General features: G+C 63.4%; 14 protein-coding genes. 6 read left to right on the top strand and 8 right to left on the bottom strand.

From position 1 onward, the window contains the following. Positions 1-97 precede the first annotated feature (97 nt). Positions 98-1,558: a DDE-type integrase/transposase/recombinase gene (locus tag LAO51_16495; protein ID MBZ5640342.1), complete on the bottom strand. Its 1,461-nt coding sequence runs from the start codon at positions 1,556-1,558 to the stop codon at positions 98-100. A 391-nt stretch (positions 1,559-1,949) separates the two neighbouring features. Here LAO51_16495 and LAO51_16490 point away from each other — a divergent pair, with 391 nt between their 5' ends. The 4 genes from LAO51_16490 (at position 1,950) to LAO51_16475 (ending at position 6,293) form a co-directional block, all read left to right on the top strand. Further along, positions 1,950-2,189: a hypothetical protein gene (locus tag LAO51_16490; GenBank protein MBZ5640341.1), complete on the top strand. Its 240-nt coding sequence runs from the start codon at positions 1,950-1,952 to the stop codon at positions 2,187-2,189. Positions 2,190-2,200: 11 nt separating this feature from the next. Then, positions 2,201-2,368, top strand: coding sequence for a hypothetical protein (locus LAO51_16485; GenBank protein ID MBZ5640340.1), 168 nt, complete (start codon positions 2,201-2,203; stop codon positions 2,366-2,368). A gap of 828 nt (positions 2,369-3,196) precedes the next feature. Further along, the gene (locus LAO51_16480; protein ID MBZ5640339.1) at positions 3,197-4,408 is read left to right on the top strand and encodes a tetratricopeptide repeat protein; all 1,212 of its coding nucleotides are present in this window, start codon (positions 3,197-3,199) and stop codon (positions 4,406-4,408) included. A 760-nt stretch (positions 4,409-5,168) separates the two neighbouring features. Further along, entirely contained in the window at positions 5,169-6,293 is a 1,125-nt protein-coding gene (locus LAO51_16475) for a right-handed parallel beta-helix repeat-containing protein (GenBank protein ID MBZ5640338.1), read from the top strand. A 310-nt stretch (positions 6,294-6,603) separates the two neighbouring features. Here the strand turns inward: LAO51_16475 and LAO51_16470 are convergent, their stop codons facing one another. After that, positions 6,604-7,476 carry a hypothetical protein gene (locus LAO51_16470; protein ID MBZ5640337.1) on the bottom strand — a complete coding sequence of 291 codons (873 nt, stop codon included), beginning with the start codon at positions 7,474-7,476 and terminating at the stop codon, positions 6,604-6,606. A 687-nt stretch (positions 7,477-8,163) separates the two neighbouring features. Next, the gene (locus LAO51_16465) at positions 8,164-8,835 is read right to left on the bottom strand and encodes a DUF1566 domain-containing protein (protein ID MBZ5640336.1); all 672 of its coding nucleotides are present in this window, start codon (positions 8,833-8,835) and stop codon (positions 8,164-8,166) included. A 260-nt stretch (positions 8,836-9,095) separates the two neighbouring features. Between LAO51_16465 and LAO51_16460 the strand changes: the two genes are divergently transcribed. After that, positions 9,096-9,680: a site-specific integrase gene (locus LAO51_16460; GenBank protein ID MBZ5640335.1), complete on the top strand. Its 585-nt coding sequence runs from the start codon at positions 9,096-9,098 to the stop codon at positions 9,678-9,680. A 149-nt stretch (positions 9,681-9,829) separates the two neighbouring features. Here the strand turns inward: LAO51_16460 and LAO51_16455 are convergent, their stop codons facing one another. Then, positions 9,830-10,435: a hypothetical protein gene (locus LAO51_16455; GenBank protein MBZ5640334.1), complete on the bottom strand. Its 606-nt coding sequence runs from the start codon at positions 10,433-10,435 to the stop codon at positions 9,830-9,832. A gap of 879 nt (positions 10,436-11,314) precedes the next feature. On the opposite strand from LAO51_16455, the gene LAO51_16450 reads away from it, so the two are divergent. Next, positions 11,315-12,502: an ATP-binding protein gene (locus tag LAO51_16450; GenBank protein ID MBZ5640333.1), complete on the top strand. Its 1,188-nt coding sequence runs from the start codon at positions 11,315-11,317 to the stop codon at positions 12,500-12,502. Between the two features lie 569 nt (positions 12,503-13,071). Here LAO51_16450 and LAO51_16445 read toward each other — a convergent pair. Genes LAO51_16445 through LAO51_16430 form a run of 4 tightly spaced genes read right to left on the bottom strand, consistent with a single transcriptional unit; the run spans position 13,072 to position 15,383 of the window. Continuing rightward, positions 13,072-13,236, bottom strand: a complete 165-nt coding sequence (locus LAO51_16445) for a hypothetical protein (GenBank protein ID MBZ5640332.1) — start codon at positions 13,234-13,236, stop codon at positions 13,072-13,074. 46 nt (positions 13,237-13,282) lie between these two features. Next, positions 13,283-14,440, bottom strand: coding sequence for a DDE-type integrase/transposase/recombinase (locus tag LAO51_16440; protein MBZ5640331.1), 1,158 nt, complete (start codon positions 14,438-14,440; stop codon positions 13,283-13,285). 14 nt (positions 14,441-14,454) lie between these two features. Continuing rightward, positions 14,455-14,904 carry a helix-turn-helix domain-containing protein gene (locus LAO51_16435; GenBank protein MBZ5640330.1) on the bottom strand — a complete coding sequence of 150 codons (450 nt, stop codon included), beginning with the start codon at positions 14,902-14,904 and terminating at the stop codon, positions 14,455-14,457. A gap of 2 nt (positions 14,905-14,906) precedes the next feature. Continuing rightward, complete coding sequence (locus tag LAO51_16430) at positions 14,907-15,383, bottom strand: hypothetical protein (GenBank protein MBZ5640329.1); 477 nt, start codon at positions 15,381-15,383, stop codon at positions 14,907-14,909. Between the last annotated feature and the right edge of the window lie 148 nt (positions 15,384-15,531).

Genomic DNA, 15,531 nt, shown 5'->3' with positions numbered 1-15,531 from the left:
ACCCCCGCCAGCCCTTCAAGGATCGCCGCAGCCAGGCGCTTGGCCTCGGCGCTCCCGTTGAACGCACCCGGCTGCCCCCCGATCTTCTCCTTACGCTTCATGGCTTCGCTCCCTCGTCGGCCGCGCCGGCTTCGAGGGGCTTCTCGCCTTCCACGTCCGGGCTCCCCGCCGCGGGCGTGTCCTCCTCCTCCTCAGACTCCGCGCCGTCGAGCACGACCTCCGGGCCGCACGTCACCGCCACCGGTGTCGGCCAGGCGAAGGCCTCCCCCGGCTCTCCACGCCGTCCCGTCGCTTCGAGATCGACCTCCTCGCGATGCCCATCCGTCCGCGTCAGGATCACCTTCCCGCCTTCGCCGTGCAGCGAGATCCCTTCTCCGGCGACCCGGCCCGCGAGGTAGAACGCCTGGCGCGGCACCCCGTCGCGCGCGAGATCCACCGCGTTCGCCGCCACACGCGCCGCAAGGGCTTTCTGCACCTCGGGCGCCGCCTCGAAGTACCGGTCCGCCGGCACGAGATTTTCGATCCCCTGATTGGTCCGCTGGAAGTTGTAGTAGTCGATGAAGAGCCCGACGCGTCGTCTCGCGTCATCGAGGCTCTGGAAGATCGCCCTCTCGGCGCACTCCCGCCACAGCGTCCCCCAGAAACGCTCCGTCTTCCCGAGTGTCTGCGGGTGCCGCGGCCGCGACACCACGTGCCGTATTCCACGACGATCGAGAAGCCGCGTGAAGGCGCTCCTCCCACGCCACGTCACGTACTGCGGCCCGTTGTCGGTCAGGACCTCCTCGGGGGCGCCGAAGTTTCGGATCCCCGCCTCGAGCACCTCGCGCACCAGCGCCCCAGACGCCGTCGCGTGCAGCCCGTACCCCACGATGAACCGGCTGTGGTCGTCCATGAATACGACCAGGTGGACCCGACGATTCTCCCGCTTCAGCATGAAAGTGAACAGGTCCGACTGCCAAAGCTGGTTCGGCTTCGCACGCTCGAAGAAGTGCGGCCGGTCCGGATGCGGGCTCGTCGGCAAGTCCGCCGACTCGTACCCCGCCTCGTCCAGCACCCGCAGGATCGCCCCCGCGCTCGCCGCGAAGCCCTCGCCCCGCAGCAGCATCGCGTGGATCCGCTCCGTGCCCCACTCCGGGTGCGACTCCTTCATCAGGAGAATCGCCCGACGCGTCGCTTCCGGAAGCCGGCTTCCCTTCGGCGCTCCACGCGGATGATCCGATAGTCCCTCCGGACCCATCTCGTCGAAGCGCCGGCGCCAGGCGTTCAGCGTGTGCGCCGATACCTGTACGATCTTCGCGAACTCGCCGCCCGGAAGCCCCGACCGCTTCCAGGCGTCCAGCACCAGAAACCGCTCCTCCGCCGTCAGCGTCGACCGGCGCTCGGACTCCTCATCGACGCGTGCCGGCGATCCCTCCCTTCGACCCGTCAACCGCCGGCCCCGCGGCGCGCTCGACGTCTCGACGTCGTCGCGCGCCGCGCTCTCACCCAACCCTTCAACCGATTCAGCCGCCCCAGATCCTGCAGGTCCCTCGATCCCGTCCCGCAATCTCTCGAACATCCCGTCCTCCTACTCGCGGCCTTCGGCCGCCAGAAGAAGGAGGGAATTTCTCTACCGATTTACGCCCTCAAACCCGGAAGGATTTCGGAGAGGAAGACACTCGCTTTCCGCGTACCAATCCTATCCTGGCGACGCCGGGGGCGTTAAGACCCCGTACAAGATAGCAGCGTGGGGACTGGTCGCGGCGTTCGTCTTGGGGCTCGTCGCTGCCGCGATGCTCATGTTCGGCACCTCGAACGATTCGGGCTATCTATACGGGATCGGCCTTATTGGATTGGCGGTTCAGGCGGTCATCGTCGTCGCAGCGGCAGCCGTGGTGACCGGATTGGTCTTGAGGTAAGTCATGGCGCTTAGTCAGGCAGAACTTCAAAAACTTCAACGAGCGTCCCTGGTGGATTTCTTCGAGAAGCATCGGGCAGTCTGGGAGACGATCTACAAGAATGCGTACGAGTACGCTGGGAAATACATCAAGGCCCCGGCGAAATTGCGACAAGATGACGTGATTGAGGCGCTGGTCCCAGCTTTGCAAGTTACAGAACTTCTTGGAAATACGTTGAGGGCGAAAAGACTACTCCAGAAGTACTGGGTGAGATATTTCGCTGACCTGATCGTAGACTCTCTCTGGACATAGGAGGAGCCGAGATGACGACAAAAGAAAAAATACACGCCGACGCCACGGCTTACATCGATCCGGTCATCAAGCAGAATCAGAAGTTCGGGATGGGCAGCGTCAGCAAGAAAGAGGTTTCGGATGCCGTGCGACAAGCCGAAGAGGCAGCGCACCGAGTTCTCTGCCAGGAAGAGTCGTAGCCACGTCGGCTAGGTTGGCCAAGGCCACCAGATTAGCCACGGGCCAAATCCTCCCCTCAATTCGAGCGGGCATTGTCCCGGAGCGTGTGCTTCGAGGTTTACGTCAGCGACGAACTACCGCTGACTGGTGACAATCCAACCTCTAGTTCTTTCCTGTCGTGGACGAAAACGTGAGACGGAATCCTTCCGGACATGCGCTCGGGATCGCAGTGTGGTCGGGGTTGATCATTGGGTCCTTGATCGGGGGGTTCCTCCTGTTTGCGACGGGGTTCTTCCGACCGCTCCAGACACTCATGCTCGCCCTTGTCGCGATTTGCACCCTCGCGGGGCCACTGGTGTCGGCCGTTAGGGTAGGGGCGTCGTCGGGCGAAGCGGGCACGTTGCCCGAGGGATGGCGCAAGACAAGCGCCCTTAGGGCCGCGGCTCGTCCCTGGATTCTGCTTGTCGCGCTGGGATGGATGCTCTTTTGGCGATTCGTTCTACCGATCGGCGGCGAAGGATGGAGCCGGGTCGTGTGGGCGATACTGGGACTTGGACTCGCGAGTTGCGGATATTGGAAGATGGCGCAAGCACGCCGCAGCCAGGAACCAAGAGAAGCTCACGGCGAAGGAACCCACCAAGACTGAAGCAGCGCTCGACGACCCGCCGGACAGGTCCGACCCAAGGCGACTTCCGGCGCCAAACCAGCCTTACGCTGACAGCTTCCATCGTCCTCGCTTGGCCGCGCTCGCGGTGGGGTTCCTTTACGGTGAGCGCGGCGTCAGGTCGGGTTGTCCCATCCATCCCGGGAACCCATATTCCCAGCAGCTTGATCACCGGGAGGATCATATGAAGGTCGCTCTGGCTGCGATGTCGGCATTGCTCATCGTTCTGCTTGGGGCCGCCGCCCCTTCTCCGACCCCGGATTCGCCGACGCCTGGCGCGGCTGCAAGCCCTTGCGAGCAAGGCCCGAAGCCAGCGTCGCTCAACGATTGGGTCCGCCGAGGAGACTGTCTCAGGGACGCGCAGGAACTCGACGCTGCCCTTGAGGCCTGTCAATCTGGACTCGCTGCATTCCCCGCGGGCTCACGAGACCTCTACATCTCTCTGGGCCTGACCTACAGCGAGATGCACCGACCCTTCGATGAACTGGCCGCATTCGAGTCGGCGCTCAAGTTCGACGCGGCCGACCCAGAAGCCCTTTACTTTGTTGGGATCGGCTATGAGGAGATATTCGCCTACCCAACAGCACTGGAGTACTTCCATAAAGTCCTCGCTACTCGACCCAACGACGGTCGCGCCCACCGCAACATTGGGTACGTGTTGCTCCAACAGGGAAAGCGTGAGGACGCGATAGGACCTCTTCAGACTGCCCTCGAGATCGACCCCGGCGACTGGAAAGCCAACCTCAATCTCGGGGCCGCGTACGGCGCCATTTGCAGCGCTATCGATCAAGAGTTGAGCGGGTTCGTTCCCGCCGAGCGCAGTGCCGGTGATCCAAACAGCCCCCCAATCCGGCGGCGGACGGAACTACTCGAGAAGCGGAAGAGGTTCGACTGCGCCAATCAGGCGACCAAACACGACCGGGAGGCCGCCCGGCTGCATCCCGAGGATGCCCGGACTTGGTATAACCTCGGAACAGGGCTCATGAGGAACCCGGGAAACAGCGTGGAGGCGATCGACGCGCTTCAACGAGCGATTGCGCTTAAGCCGGACTATTACGAGGCTTTACGCAACCTCACGATCGCCCAACAAGAGGCCGGACGGGACGCCGATGCCTACGAGACCTGCGGGAAGATCCAGAAGATATCCTCCGAGGACGCGTGGCTCGAAGAGACGAAGGCAGATCTCGAGGGGAAGTTGGGTCGTGTTGACGAGGCTATTATCAGTTATCGCACCGCGATCCAGCTAGCCAACGGTGATCCCGCCGTGTTGGGGCATCTGCATTCGTTCCTCGAAAGTCTGGGCAGGAGTGCAGAGTTCCAGCAGGACCTCGACAGGGCCAAGCAGCTTCGGCCCGACCTCGCGAGGTTCTACGACGAGCTTTTCCCTCGCCCCTGACGATTTCAGCCCGGCGGCTGGCGTCCGCCTGTTAACCACTTAACAGCTTCGGTCGTCGAGGTTCTGCGAAACCCACCGCCTGTTAAATCCCGTTAACAGCTTCCGAGAGAGCGGAGAGAGTTCTGACCTGGAAGCCGCACCCACGGGGGCTTCCTGTTAACGGAGAGAGCACGCGGTTACGCGGAAACGTTGAAAGGGCGCGCAGAAACGCGACGCTGGGGTGCGGTTGGACGGGGTGGAGTTCGTAGCTCTGGAAAGTTGGCTCCCCAAGTGATCGCGAGATACGAGTAGAGAGCGAGTTCGAGTCCCACTTGGGGGGGTCCCGACCAAGTAGGACTCGAACTCAACGCCAAAAGAGAGAACGCCTCCCAAGTGGCTGATGGCGAATAAGATACAGCGATCGTAAGGGTTCGTTCCAGCGGACTCGTATCTGCGGTGCACTTGGGGTCCAAGTAAACAGCATCGAACTGGAGAACATGTTCGAGGCGTGCGACGGCGCGTCACCACGAAAGCCACGGCATCAGCACGTACGCGATCCCGGCGTTCCTCAGGCAGGACGTTTAGGCTCTTCTCCGCTTCTCGACTGCCTGTCCGTCCGGTAGCTCGGGAAGACGCTCCCTGGCCGGCGGATCGCGAGCGAATGAGGGCGTCCTTGCACCGCGGCAGACCTCCCTAATGGCGTTGCTTCGATCGTCCTTTCGTCGTACTTTCCCTGCGGTAGTCGCTGGTCAAGACCACGCCCGGTAGGAGGGACTCACCCATGTTCGGCGTGACGATTTGCGTGCTCGTGGCTTCGATTCTGCCCACACCGCCGGCCGGATCCGACGTGCCCCGGCGGATCGACGTCGATTGTAGCGTCCATGGCGCCCTGGAGAAAGCGCTGACCAGGGCAGGGACGATTGGCAAGGTCGACATCTATCTCCACGGCACGTGCAAGGGGAACTTCGTCATCAACTCCGAGGACGTGACATTGCTTGACGCGACCGGCGATTCGGGTCTCGAGGCGCCGACGGGCGACACCAGCGACTCGCCGGTGCTCGAGATCGGCGACGTACGGGCCAACGTGCAGGGATTGTTCGTGAAGGGTGGCCAGATCGGAATCCTCGTTCACGGTTGGGACTCGGAGGTCTTCTTCTCCCAAGTGAGCGTCCACGGGCAGGGAAACTACGGACTGTTCGCGAACCGCGGCGCCCAGGTGCACGTCCTCGATTCCACCGTCGGCGACGGGCTCTACGGGATCGTGGTCAACGCCGACAGCTCGATTAACCTGCAGCGCGTGGTCGTGAGCCACTGCGATATCGGAGTCCTGCTCTTCTACGGAAGCCTTGCGGCGATCAATGACTCGACGATCGAGAACAACCGTGTGGCCGGCTTGAGCGTCGGGAATCGCTCCGACGCCAATGTCCTCGGAGGCGTGTTCCGCGAAAACGGTGGGGTCCATATCGCCGACGACGACTGGAGCAGCGTCACGCTCTTGAACGGTGTCGCGCTCGGTTCGGAAGGGGACGCCACGTCGTACGCTTTGAGCTCCAGCCGCAGCGCCTCGATCGACACGTACACGACCCCCGTCATTTACGGAAACGCGGGCGCGGGGGCTGGCGGGTCGCTTGCCTTGGGAAACACAGTACTCAACGGAGATCTGATCGTCACTCAGTTCGCGAACGCTCACGTGCGGAACTCGGAGATCGCCGGGGTGGTGGTCTGCATGGACGGCGGCGAAGCGATCTGCCGCCAGACCCCGACGGAGGGCGCATTCGATTGCCCCTCGCCGACGTGCGGTTCGCCGACCGCTGGTGTCGCCGCGCGCGTGCGCTCGGCGCCGGAGATCCCCGTCATCGAGGCGCCACGTTTCGAGCCGTCGTCGAGGCCGCGCTTGCGCCGCTGACCCGTCGGTGCGTGGTGCGCTGCCGAAGCACCCCTGCCCCGTCGTGGCGACCATCTCGCTGTCTTGTAATGAGCGACATGCGTGGCCCACCTCGGCGCGCACATCGTTCTCCTTGACTTCCTCCCCCGCCGCTGGCCCCATCGGACGGGAGGTGCCTATGCCCCACCTCGCCCCGCCGACCCTGACGGCCGCCGAGCAGAAGGCGATCCTGCGCGCCACGGCCATCTTCCAGGTTCAGCCGCCCGATCCTGTGGGTTAAGCCTCTCGACGCCCGCAGCCCAGCCATCCGACTGCCGCGGTTTGGTTGCCCTTATGGACAGTCGTGACCCGACGCCACGATCCTTGCATCCCTCGACGCACCCTGAGCTGGAACACCTTCATCGTAGCTTCCGCTGCCGCCGCAGTTCTGCCCACGCACGAGGAACCAGTAGCCGTCGCCAGTCGCCGGTGTGCCTGTATAGAGCAGCGACGTCGTCGTGCGGTTGTTATCCAGACACTCCTCGGTGCACGCGGTGAAGTCGCCGCCGCTGCTGCGCAGGCATCCCAGTGTTCCACGCACGATGTCGTAGCCCGTTGCGCCACTCACGGTGCCCCAGCTAAGCTTGGCGTCACCGCGGGACGTGTCAACGTTGAGGGACGGGGCGCCCGTGGGTGCCGCAGGTGCAGGGTCGCACATCCACCCCGTCCGCACCTTGTAGGCGGTCGTCGCGCAACTGGCGGTGTTGGCGCAGTTGAAGCTGATCCACCCGATGTTCTCCCCCCAAGCGTAGCCGCTGAAGTCGCCCGTTGCGGGGTCGATGGTCACACCCGACGTGGATGGTCCGAAGTTGACCCAGCCGACGTTCTCGGCCCAGGCGTAGCCAGATAGGACGCCATGTCCGTCGTTGCGCACGCCGTAGTTCGCGGTCCCGCAACTCAAGTCGTTCTTGCACGAGAGGCTGATCCACCCAGTGTTTTCACCCCAGATCCAACCCGACAGCTCGCTGTCACCCACTTGAACGCCTGGGTCACCGCCGACGGTCGGTTTCGCGTTCAGCCAGCCGACATTCTCGGCGTACGCGTACCGCAAGCCGTTGTTGCCGGGATCGATGTTGTCGGCAGCTGTCAATGTAGAACTCACAGCGGCGAAGAAGACGGCTAGGGCAAGTGGAGGAGCACCTCGGATCCGCTTATTTTCCCTCATGGCCTGTCGTCCTTACTGTGAAGGTGGAAGACAACACGCCACGTGAATCACCATGGTGCAATTCGACACAGCGAACGCCCCATTGTAGGTGCCGCCACCCCCGACCAGCCACATTCCGGTTGTGCCCGTGGTGCCCCACCCGTTGCAAGAGAAGTTGCCGCCAGAACTCACCGCCATTCCGGACACGTCGGTGTACCCACCGGTGGGAGCAAAGTACGGATGCACCCAGGCGCCGTTGTACGCTGCTAGCGATGGCCATTGAGACACAGGAGTGGACATGACCTCTTTGCTCGTACACATCCTAGCGTTGGGCCCGAACTCGTTCGTGCAGAGCTGGTTCATTGACCACCAACCATGGCTCCCGTCCGTGGTCGCGGTAGTCACCCCCCCGAACTGAAATGACCAAGTCTGGGCGGCGAGTTGATCGAGCTTGTTGTTGACCTGCTGCAAGGTCGACATCGTAGGTGCCGGCGGGCCCGGAGGATTCAGGTCGCCAGCGCCGACCCCTGCACAAGCCGCAATGAGTACCATCCCCGACACTGCGATCCTCTTTGGCATGGACATAGAGTTCCCCCTGTTGGACATCTGGGCAACGTTCCCAGGAGATAGGACAGTTGATCGAAAGCTCATGGCTGCGTCATAGCTCGCCCGCACGCTTCTAGGAAGCGAAGTGCAGTAGCACCCTCGTTACTGTCCACTCCGCATTGGCCAGACCCGGAAAACAGTGGTCTTACTGTGGTTGCTGGCGATGTCGCCGCCGGAAAAGTTCACGATCCACGCGTTCTGAAGGGCGAGTGCGTACGTCGTAGACGAGGCGTAGTCGTAAATCTGCACGTCCGTGAACGGATACCCTGGCGGCAGAGCTGGATTGGAGTGTCCGTAGTCGAGCAAGCTCTGCAATTCTCTTATGTTCGGCAGACGCCAATTGCCAGCTACCGATCCGTCGGTCAGCCCGCAAGCGCCGCTCTCTAAGGTATTCGCGGCCGCCAAGGCATTGGCCCAGTTGATCGCACCGAAACAATTAGCGTTCTTCAACCAAATCAAGCCCGTCAAGTTATCCCTGACCGTCCCATTCCCGTTATCCGTGAACCGTGGCGACACCGCAGTACCCATCTGATATTCACCGTCTTGGCCCGTGGTGGCACACGCGATGGACGCGCCGGATGGGTCCCAACATCCCGTCTGACCAGTCTTCGCCACTCCGATGGTGAGCATCGGGCTCAGCCTGTCATAGATCTGCTGCAGCGTGACCATGGTCGGTGCTGGCGGGCCAGAAGGCTCAAGACTACCGGCATGAGCGGCCAAACAGGCTGCGAGGAGTGCCAGGAACAGTACTACGAAGTGTCTTGAATACGGCATAGGAGTCCTCCTCTCGAAAGAACGCGAGACTTCGCAGGAGTCGCAGGCGTATGCGGCAGCGATCTTCCCCCCTGGCTGCCTCGTTCTTGTGCTGCGTTAGTTGACTCCCTTCTACCGCTGCGAGATTCCGAAGTCAAGAGGGTTCGCCTCCGACGACCCGAGGCTGACTCTGGACTTCCGCGAGCCACGCCTCGGCTTCGGTGCGCATTCCCCCTTGACTTCCTCCCCCACCCATGGCCCTGTCTTGGGAGGAGGTCGAGATGCCCCACCTCGCCCCACCGACCCTGACCGCCGCCGAGCAGAAGACGATCCTGCGGGTCACGGCCGCCAACGTCCGCGACCACGCCATCTTCTCGATGGCCCTCGGCACCGGCCTGCGCTTGGCCGAGCTCGTCGGCCTGGACGTCGGGGACGTGTTCGCGCCGGACGGGACGCCCCGTGTGCGGGTGCGGATCCGGCCCGAGATCGGCAAGGGTGGCCGGGCGGCGGACGTGTTCCTGCCGGACCGGCTGGTCACGAAGCTGAGGAGGTTTTGGCGGTGGAAACGGGACCGCCGCGAGGACCTGGCCCCCAGCGCGCCCCTGTTCTGCAACCAGTCCCGCCGCCGCATCTCCCGGCGCCGCGTCCAGTTCGCGTGGCGGACGTGGCAGCAGAAGGCGGGGTTCGACCGGCTATATCCCTTTCATTGCCTGAGGCACTCAGCCGTGACCGCCGTCTACCGGGCCACCCACGACCTGTTCCTGGCGCAGAGGTTCGCACGGCATGCGAGCCCGTTGACGACGGTGGTCTATACGCACCCGGGCGATGAGGAGATGTCGCGGAGGGTGCGGAGTCTTTCCTGCTAGCTTGACACCTCACCGCATCTCGTGCGGTACAATCTCAACGCATGTCCATCAAGGTCGATCGGCCTGACGAATGGAAGGCCGCCGCGGGGGGCGCGCTCAAAGCGCTCGCTAAGCGGGTCCATGATAGACCTTCGCGTCACGCTCTCTGATCATAGGCGTGGCTGCTGAAACGTCACTTGCAGAAGGATCTGCTCACCGGTCAGTGCGTTGTACATGACAGCGATGTCTCGTTCAGAGAATCCGGGCCGATCTGGGTCGTATGTTCGTCCTGAATAACACATGTACCCGGAGAAGACAAATGTTCTGCTTTTGGAGGCCCAGTATGCCACGGGATATCTTCTCCCCCACATCGCCTGACATGTCGTACTCGAATCGCTCTTGTCGTCGCTCATGTCCCACATCTGCTGCGCCAAGTTCTTGACGACAGTTTCTGCATCCTGGTCCGACTTCTTGAGAGTGCATGAAGCCATGACGATTGGTTCGTGTCCCTTGAATCCTCCTCTGGCGGGGATGCTAGACCAGATTGTCACCACTGCTTTCACTTCCGAAAGCGCGGCGCTGCTGCAGTCGGAGGCGTGATCTGCAGCGGCCGACATCGAATATGCGAGCGCGACGAGACCGACGTAGATGCCGACACGCAAGCCGATAACGTCGTGTCTCGGCGCGCAGGTGTGTTGAGGGCTGTCCGTGGCCGACCGATGGACTCCAGGCACGCGAGGCGAGCGCACACGTGAGAAATCAATGAAGTGATTCATCGCGACTCCCTTATCGGGTCCGGTCCTCACCAAGGGTCTCGTCGCCCCAAGAGCGCGTCCTCGCTGATACCTCGACTCACCTTGTGAATATTGGTTCTTCCCATGTAGCGAGCAACTGGAAGCGTTGAATCTGGCGAACCTCCTCCGTAGCCGCTCGAGAAGCACAGATTCTTGACCAGTTACTCCAGTTCGCCTTCCGTCTACAAAGACGAACTCCCGTGGTCCGCTGAAGACATTGCCGGCAGAGCTAAGTTACTCGTGCCAAGCTACTTATGCCCTCTTATGCCCCCCGGAAAGCGGCTCCGGCGGCTTCCCTGACGGCTCGGTCGTTCCTCCGACTTGACCTTCGCTGGGATTGCTCGTTGCGCTCTTCGGCGGGTAAACACGATTCTGGTCCGCGACGAGCGCGACGTTTGGGACCTCTTGTGGAGGGACAGATGGAAAGCAAACAGAGTTCGCCGTCCTTTCGTGAGTACGAACAGGTCTAGAGTCCCCTCTGTTGATCGAGAAGGCCGACCGGTTTTGCCCGCCGCTCCCGCCGTGTCACTTTACCGGTTCCCCTTGACTTCCTCCTCCACCGCTGGCCCTGTCGTGTCGGGAGGTCCTTACGCCCCACCTCGCCCCACCGACCCTGACCGCCGCCGAGCAGAAGGCGATCCTGTTCTGGCCGCCGATCGCGGTTGGGTGGAGCCCGATCACTGAGCGTACGCTGCTTGCGATCGTGACCGAAACGCGCGGGGCCTTCAGGGAGAAATGTGGCGGGGGCAGCCTTCCGAGTCCTGCATGCGATGGACTTGACCCTGTTTCGTCTAGTATTCGCTTAGACGAAACTTACCCGTCCAGGGGGTAAGATCCATAAGATTGACGTAGAATCTGGCAGTGGATCCTCTCCAGAACCCTTACCGCCCAGGCGCGGGAACGAGGCCACCCGCGCTGATCGGGCGAGATGAACTTATCGATCGGTTCGGCGTCACGTTGCGACGTGCGCTGGGACGGCAGCCAGGCAAGAGCCTCATGCCGATCGGTCTTCGAGGCGTGGGCAAGACGGTCTTGCTGAATCGCTTCGCTGAGATCGCCGAACAAGAGGCGCTTCGTGTCGCCTTCATAGAAGCTCCGGAGACAGGCGACTTCCGCACCTTAATCGCGATCCGCTTGCGGAAGGTTTTGCTGCAACTCGAACAGCGCGGGCCTGCGGCCGCAGTTTTGCGGGCCATGCGCGTACTCAAGACCTTCAGCCTGAAGCTCCCCGACGGCACGACCATTGCTCTCGATGTCGATGCGCTTAAGGGCGAGGCTGACTCTGGAGTCCTCAGCCAGGACCTACCTGACTTGTTTGTCGCGGTGGGCGAGGCCGTGGCGCACCAGGAAACGGGCCTTCTACTCGCGATCGACGAGGTTCAGTATTTGTCGGGCGACGAACTCGGGGCCCTGATAACGGCCATTCATCGAACCTCGCAAAGAGACCTTCCCGTGGTCCTGGTGGGAGCTGGCCTGCCTCAACTTCCGGGACTGGCGGGTGACGCTAAGTCCTATGCGGAACGCCTTTTCGATTTCCCCGAGGTCGGGTCGCTCGCTGCGTCCCAGGCCGCCGACGCTCTCTTGATTCCTGCGAACAAGCTTGACGTCGACTTTACGGATGACGCGGTTCGACAGATTGTCGAGGAAGCCCACGGCTACCCTTACTTTCTACAAGAGTGGGGTTACCACGTTTGGAATCATGCGCCGACCCAGGTCATCACCCTCGATGATGTCCGCTCCGTCCGTCCGAGCGTAATCGACCAATTGGACCGGAATTTCTTCCTCGTCCGCTTCGACCGATTGACTCCAAAGGAGAAAGAGTACCTTCGGGCAATGGCTGAACTCGGGCCCGGCCCCCACCGATCTGGCGATATCGCCGCTCGCCTCGGAGTGAAGGTGGAGTCGATAGCGCCGCGACGATCCGATCTGATCGTCAAAGGGATGGTCTACAGTCCTGCCCATGGGGATACTGCGTTCACGGTGCCGATGTTCGATGAGTACTTGAAGCGTGCCATGCCCGACTGGTCTTCGAGGGGGAATGTGCGGTAACACTGGGCGAACGAGCTCGGGAGATCACGGATGCCCCACCTCGCCCCGCCTACCCTGACCGCCGCCGAGCGGAACGCTAACCTCCGCACCTGGCGCCGGACTTCCCTCGAGCGATAGGGAGTACCTGCCGACTCCGCACGGGAGTAGAACGCTTGGCGGTGTATCCTCGCGCCTGGGCCGGGCTGACCCGATTCGTAATTAACGGCGCCTTGGGGGCGGCACCGCGAAGTCCCGCCGATTTGTAACGGCTTGGACAAGAACACCAACAAAGTCCGCGCCAGGGTCCGATCGGGTCAGCCCGCCCGCTCGCCGTAATCGGCCTGCGCTTCCCGCATCGATCCCCTCGACTTCCTCCCCCACTGAGGGACCCTGTCCGTGGAGGTCTCCATGCCCCACCTCGCCCCGCCAACCCTGACCGCCACCGAGCAGAAGGCGACGCCTTCATCCCGCGGGGCTGAGAACAAATGGGATACCTGCTGTTCAGAAGTCGTCGTTCCTGATGGAAGGCGAACTTCGGCTTAGGAACAGAAGAGTCCCTGCGGAAAGGACCTGATCGACGAAGACCCGGTCTATCGTTTCCCGGTGCCGTAGGTCGGCGTGTTCCGGTGACAGATCTGGCACATCCCGAGAGCATTGCTCAGTGTGTCGGGCCCGCCGGCGGTGACGTGATGCACCGCCCAGTCGCCCCGGAGATCAGCATTACACCGGCCGGTGTGCTGTTTGCAGGTCTTCATCGTGCATTCGCACTTGCCGTTCGCGCGCTTGAACACATTGTGTCCCTCACGAAATCTTTCTCTGTCTGAGGATCGAAATCGGTGGAGTAATTCGCCTCCTTCGGATCAAGAGAAAACCCAGCTCGATCAGCGCGCGGCTGATCGCCACGCGATCGATCGAGGCCTGTTCACGGTGTTGCAGTTGAGCCATCGGCAGCCATCCACGCTGAGTGTACTCCTCCCGAGCGAAGCCTGAGACGGTTTCCTCAAAGGCCTCTCTTTCCCTCTCCAGGATCGGTCGGCGCCACATCCAAGACTCCTGCGGCGTGGGCGCGCCCACGCCGTGGGGCCGGCCCGTCTCGTTGGCTTGCCGCAGCGCGACCTCGATGTCGTCGCACGTCCACTCGCCGGGCCGGTCGTCGAGGGCGGCTTGCCAGAACGCACGGACCTTGATCGATCCGATGCCGGCCTCCACGGAGCCGTTGTACTCGGGCGTGCCCTCGGGTGAGTAGAGCGCATGCACGCCTTCGCGTCGTAGGAAGGCTTTCACGTCCTCGGCGACGAAGGGTGAGCCGTTGTCGCTCTTCAGCACCAGCGGCCTGCCAAACCACCGGAAGAGCGACTCCAGGACTCGGATGACAAGGCTGGCACTTTCCTCGAGCACGGGGATGGCGACGAGGACGCAGCCCGACGCGAGATCGCGCACGACCAGTAGGCGCGTGTACAGCCCCTCGATCGGCATGGGCGGGATGGCGAAGTCCATCGCCCACACCGCCCCAGCTCGCGTCCACCGCAGCGTGTGGACGATCCACGCGGCCTTGCGGAGAAAGATGTCCCGACAGCGCCGCTGCAGGTCGACGAGCGCCGACCGTGCAACCTCCGGGAAGAGACTCTGCAGCGTCGGGAGCCCCACCTGAGGACCCATGAGCCCGAAAACCGCGAGGATCGACCACCGCTGATCGGGGCCCACGGGTTCGAGCGGACGACCTCGCTCCCGCGGATGCAGGTGATCCGTGCTCCACCGCATACGCCACACGCCGAGGGTGGACGGGTCGAGCCCGAGCCGGACCGCGGCCTGTGCCATCGAGAGGCCGCGCCGGCGCGCCCAGCGTACGAAGACCAATGCCGAAATGCGCGCGATGCGCTCGGCCTCCCGGCGTCGCCGCTGGCGTCGGGGTCCCCGCCGGCGACGCTCGGCTTTCCGCTCCCTTAGCCCGTCGAGCACCGCGTGGATCCGGCTCATGTGCCGCTCCCAGGCTCGCCGGATCCTTGCCGCAATCGGCGGCGCGCCTGCCGTGCTTTTTTTTTGATGTCCGCTCGCGCTTTCCGCGTGAGCACGTGCGGCATCGCCAGCGCGATCTCCGTCCGCACGAAGGCCGCCTGCAGCTCGAATCTCAGATCCTCGTTCTCGCGCTCGAGGGCCTCGAGGCGCTGGGAGTCCCCCTCGGGACCCTTCCGCTTGGGTCGCCCCGACGCTCCCGGTGCCAGACCGTCGAGCGCCGCCTGCAGGGCCTCCCGCCGCAGCTCGTGAAACCGCGACGGACTCACGCCGAGCTCCTCGCACGCGGACTCGACGCTCCGCTCGCCCGACAACGTCTCGAGCACGACCCTGAGCCTTCGCTTCGTCTCGTTGTCCCCGTCGAGATGGTCCGCGTGCTTCGGGCCCTCAGGAGGTCGTCCTGCGCTCATCGTCACGCCTCCTTGGACGCGGGCTCGATGATCGGCTGCACCTGCCTCAACGCCGCTGCCACCCGGGTCGCTCGCACCATCGCCCGGCGCGTCCGGCGCTTGCGCTTCCCATCCGGTCCGAGCTTACCCTCCGGCCGCGGCGGTGGCAGCCCGATCGTCCGCTGTGCCGTCCGTACCAGCGCCTGCGCACGTTTGAGCTCCCGCTCCAGTCTCTCCTTCTCGCGCTCCAGCGTTGCGATCTCCGCCTGCGGACTCCGTCGCCGTCCCCGAGGGCGCGGCTCGAGCGATGCCACCAGCCCCTGAAGCGCGCGGGTCTCCAGGTGGTAGTACCGCGTCATCGAGATCCCGAGAGCCTCGCTTGCCTCCTGTGGGCCCCGCACCCCCGCCAGCCCTTCAAGGATCGCCGCAGCCAGGCGCTTGGCCTCGGCGCTCCCGTTGAACGCACCCGGCTGCCCCCCGATCTTCTCCTTACGCTTCATGGCTTCGCTCCCTCGTCGGCCGCGCCGGCTTCGAGGGGCTTCTCGCCTTCCACGTCCGGGCTCCCCGCCGCGGGCGTGTCCTCCTCCTCCTCAGACTCCGCGCCGTCGAGCACGACCTCCGGGCCGCACGTCACCGCCACCGGTGTCG

This window comes from Terriglobia bacterium (assembly GCA_020073205.1).
Taxonomy (GTDB): Bacteria; Acidobacteriota; Polarisedimenticolia; order Polarisedimenticolales; family JAIQFR01; genus JAIQFR01.
Note: the sequence above shows the minus strand (reverse complement) of the source record. Positions and strands in the feature narration are given on the sequence as shown.